Origin of the sequence: Herbaspirillum lusitanum P6-12 (assembly GCF_000256565.1) — a bacterium.
Taxonomy (GTDB): domain Bacteria; phylum Pseudomonadota; class Gammaproteobacteria; order Burkholderiales; family Burkholderiaceae_D; genus Herbaspirillum; species Herbaspirillum lusitanum.
The window spans coordinates 1-2,999 of record NZ_AJHH01000038.1; the positions used below are offsets into that span (position 1 = coordinate 1).

General features: G+C 60.4%; 4 protein-coding genes. 2 read left to right on the forward strand and 2 right to left on the reverse strand.

All coding sequences use genetic code 11. The annotated features are described in order from the left end of the window. Positions 1-190, reverse strand: a 190-nt coding sequence (locus HLUSI_RS33775; protein WP_238533891.1) for a hypothetical protein, incomplete at its 3' end; no start/stop codon positions are given. Here HLUSI_RS33775 and paeA point away from each other — a divergent pair. Both paeA and HLUSI_RS0101470 read left to right on the forward strand, forming a co-directional pair. Further along, positions 144-1,469 carry a polyamine export protein PaeA gene (gene paeA / locus HLUSI_RS0101465; protein ID WP_016832269.1) on the forward strand — a complete coding sequence of 442 codons (1,326 nt, stop codon included), beginning with the start codon at positions 144-146 and terminating at the stop codon, positions 1,467-1,469. The two genes, HLUSI_RS33775 and paeA, sit on opposite strands and share 47 nt — an antisense overlap. Positions 1,470-1,525: 56 nt before the next feature. Next, positions 1,526-2,389: a DNA ligase gene (locus HLUSI_RS0101470; protein WP_083830784.1), complete on the forward strand. Its 864-nt coding sequence runs from the start codon at positions 1,526-1,528 to the stop codon at positions 2,387-2,389. A 13-nt stretch (positions 2,390-2,402) separates the two neighbouring features. Here the strand turns inward: HLUSI_RS0101470 and HLUSI_RS0101475 are convergent, their stop codons facing one another. After that, a complete protein-coding gene (locus tag HLUSI_RS0101475) occupies positions 2,403-2,852 on the reverse strand; it encodes an NINE protein (protein ID WP_016832271.1) in 450 nt (149 codons plus the stop codon). Between the last annotated feature and the right edge of the window lie 147 nt (positions 2,853-2,999).

The window sequence follows — 2,999 nt, forward strand, 5'->3', positions numbered from 1 at the left end:
ACACTGGAGGCCATGGCCGCGCACGGCCGCTATCGCCGTGACGTCTATTGAGGTCGAGGCACACGCAGCCGGATGTTGCGCGGGTGTACTTTTCGCCCGCGGCAGGCGAGAATGGGCGCATAGCGACTTCAAGAGATGGAAAAATGAGTTTTTTCGCCAGTTTTTTATTGATCCTCTTGCTCGTGGTCATCAGCGCATTCTTGTCCTGCGCCGAAATTTCCCTGGCGGCGTCGCGCAAGATCCGGCTCGAAATGCTGGCCAAGGAAGGCGACGCCAACGCCTTGCGGGTACTGGCTTTGCAGGCACAGCCGGGCAATTTTTTCACGGTAGTGCAAATCGGCCTGAATGCGGTCGCCATCCTCGGCGGCGTGATCGGCGAGCCGGCACTGACGCCGCATATGGCCGGCCTGGTCGGCAACTTCTACCAGGGACCGATGCTGGAAACCGTCAGCTTCTCGATTTCCTTCCTGCTGGTCACCTCGTTCTTCATCCTGTTCGCCGACCTGATGCCCAAGCGCCTGGCAATGCTGGCGCCGGAGCGCGCGGCGATTGTGCTGGTCACCCCGATGCTGATGCTGGAGCGTTTGTTCAAGCCGCTGATCTGGTTCTTCAACGGCTTGTCGAAAATGTTCTTCACCCTGTTCGGCCTGCCGCAGGTGCGCCATGACGTGATCACGCCCAATGAAATCCACGCCATCGTCGACGCCGGCGCACAAGCCGGCGCGCTGCTGCGCCAGGAACATCACCTGATCGAAAACGTGTTCGAGCTCGAAAGTCGCTACGTGCCCTCGGCCATGACCCAGCGCGAGAGCATCGTCTACTTCCTGATCACCGACACCGAGGAAATGCTGCGCCAGAAAATCATCGACCATCCGCATTCGCGTTTCCTGGTCTGTGAAAACAACATCGACGACGTGCTCGGCTACATCGACAGCAAGGACGTGCTCAAGCGCCTGCTCAAGGGCGAGCAGTTTTCGTTGCAGGACAAGGGGCTGATCCACGTACCGCTGTCGATCCCCGACAGCCTCAACCTGTGGGAAGTACTGGAGCGCATGAAGGCGGTCGATGAAGACCTCGCAATCGTGGTCAACGAATACGCACTGGTGGTCGGCATCATCAGCATCACCGACGTCACCAGCGTGCTGATGGGCAATCTGCTGAACCTGTCCTCGGAAGAACAGCAGATCGTCAAGCGCGACGAGAATTCCTGGCTCATGGACGGCCTTACGCCGCTGGCCGAAGTCATGAACGCGCTCGACATCGACGATTATCCGAATCCGATGGGATACGAAACGCTGGCCGGCTTCATCATGTACATGCTGCGCAAGATCCCCAAGAAAACCGATTTCGCGCTGTTCTCCGAATACAAGTTTGAAGTGGTCGACATCGAAGGCAACCGCATCAACCAGTTGCTGGTGACGCGCTACAAGGCGGACAAAAGCGACAAGCCCGAACAAGAAAAAGTCTGATCGGACCGGCCGGGTTTCATTCACAGGGGAGGGGTTTCTCGCATTGAAGGAGCCTCATGCAGCACGTTACATCCATCTTTGGCGCGCATTTGCGTCGTCTTTGTTTTTCCCTTCTGTTTCTCTGTTCCTTGCAGGCCGGCGCGGCGGCTGAACGTGCGCCGGTCATGCTGGCCAACGTCTACCGTCCGGGCATCGCGCTCGATGACTATTGGGTCAGCGAAAAATATGACGGAGTGCGCGCCTTGTGGGACGGCCGCCGCCTGCTCACACGCGGTGGCGAAACGATCCACGCGCCGGCCTGGTTCCTCGCGGGTTGGCCGGCCATGGCGCTGGATGGGGAGTTGTGGGCAGGACGCGGCGGCTTCCAGCAAGCAGTGTCGACAGTGCGCCAGCAGACGCCCGACGACAAGGCCTGGAGCAAGATGCGTTTCATGGTGTTTGACATGCCCGGCCAGACGGGGGACTTCACACTACGCCTGCGCGCGACGCGCAGCACCGTCCAAAAGATGAACCTGCCCTGGGTGCAAGCGGTGGAGCAACGCAAGGTCGCCGATCATGCCGCCTTGCAGGTGCTGCTGGATCGCACCGTTGCGCAAGGCGGCGAAGGTCTGATGCTGCATCGCGGCTCGTCGCTGTACCGCGCCGAGCGCAACGACGACCTGCTCAAATTCAAACCGTATGAAGATACCGAAGCCCGCGTGACCGGACATCTTCCCGGCAAGGGAAAGTACGCCGGCATGCTCGGCGCCTTGCAGGTGGAGACGCCGGAAGGCGTCCGCTTCAAACTCGGCAGCGGCCTGAGCGATGCCCAGCGTCGCGATCCGCCGCCCATCGGCGCGCTGGTGACGTACCGCTATCGCGGCTTCAACGATAGCGGCATTCCGCGCTTTGCCGTGTTCATGCGCGTGCGGGAAGAGTGATTAACTGCGGTGATCAGCTGCGCAGGCCGGACGCATGGTTGCGTTCGGAAATCTGCGTATTGAGCGTCCAGAAGTCGTACAGCACGCCGATCAGGAACAGGCCGCCGGTGCACAGGTAGATGATGCCGCTGACCCATTTCCCCATGTACATGCGATGCACGCCGAAGAAGCCGAGGAAGGTCAGCAGCAGCCATGCCACCGAGTAATTGATGGCGCCGCCGCTGAAGCGCTGGTCGGCCTCCCTGTCCATGGCGGGGATCAGGAACAGGTCGATGATCCAGCCGATGCCTAGCAGGCCCAGCGTGAAGAACCAGATGGTGCCGGTCAGCGGTTTGCCATAGTAGAACCGATGGGCGCCGGTGAAACCGAAAATCCACAGCAGGTAACCGATGGTCTTGCTGTGGGTGTCGTGGACGGGAATGCCGGAACCGGCTTGGGGGACCGCGTTTGTGTTCATGTTCATGCAGTTTCCTCTCGTTGAAATTATCCGGCGGCAAGCGAATGGTGCGCGAATGGCTTACCCCTTGCCGTCATTGTGTTGACGAGCGGGAAACCGGATTAGTTCCTGAGCAGGCGCCGCCCGGAGCAAGCCCGGGACGGCCCCCGGGGC

Bases quoted from the DNA above. Each gene is read 5' to 3' on its own strand.
- HLUSI_RS0101475 (WP_016832271.1), bottom strand. From the start codon at position 2,852: ATGAACATGAACACAAACGCGGTCCCCCAAGCCGGTTCCGGCATTCCC.
- paeA (WP_016832269.1), top strand. From the start codon at position 144: ATGAGTTTTTTCGCCAGTTTTTTATTGATCCTCTTGCTCGTGGTCATC.
- HLUSI_RS0101470 (WP_083830784.1), top strand. From the start codon at position 1,526: ATGCAGCACGTTACATCCATCTTTGGCGCGCATTTGCGTCGTCTTTGT.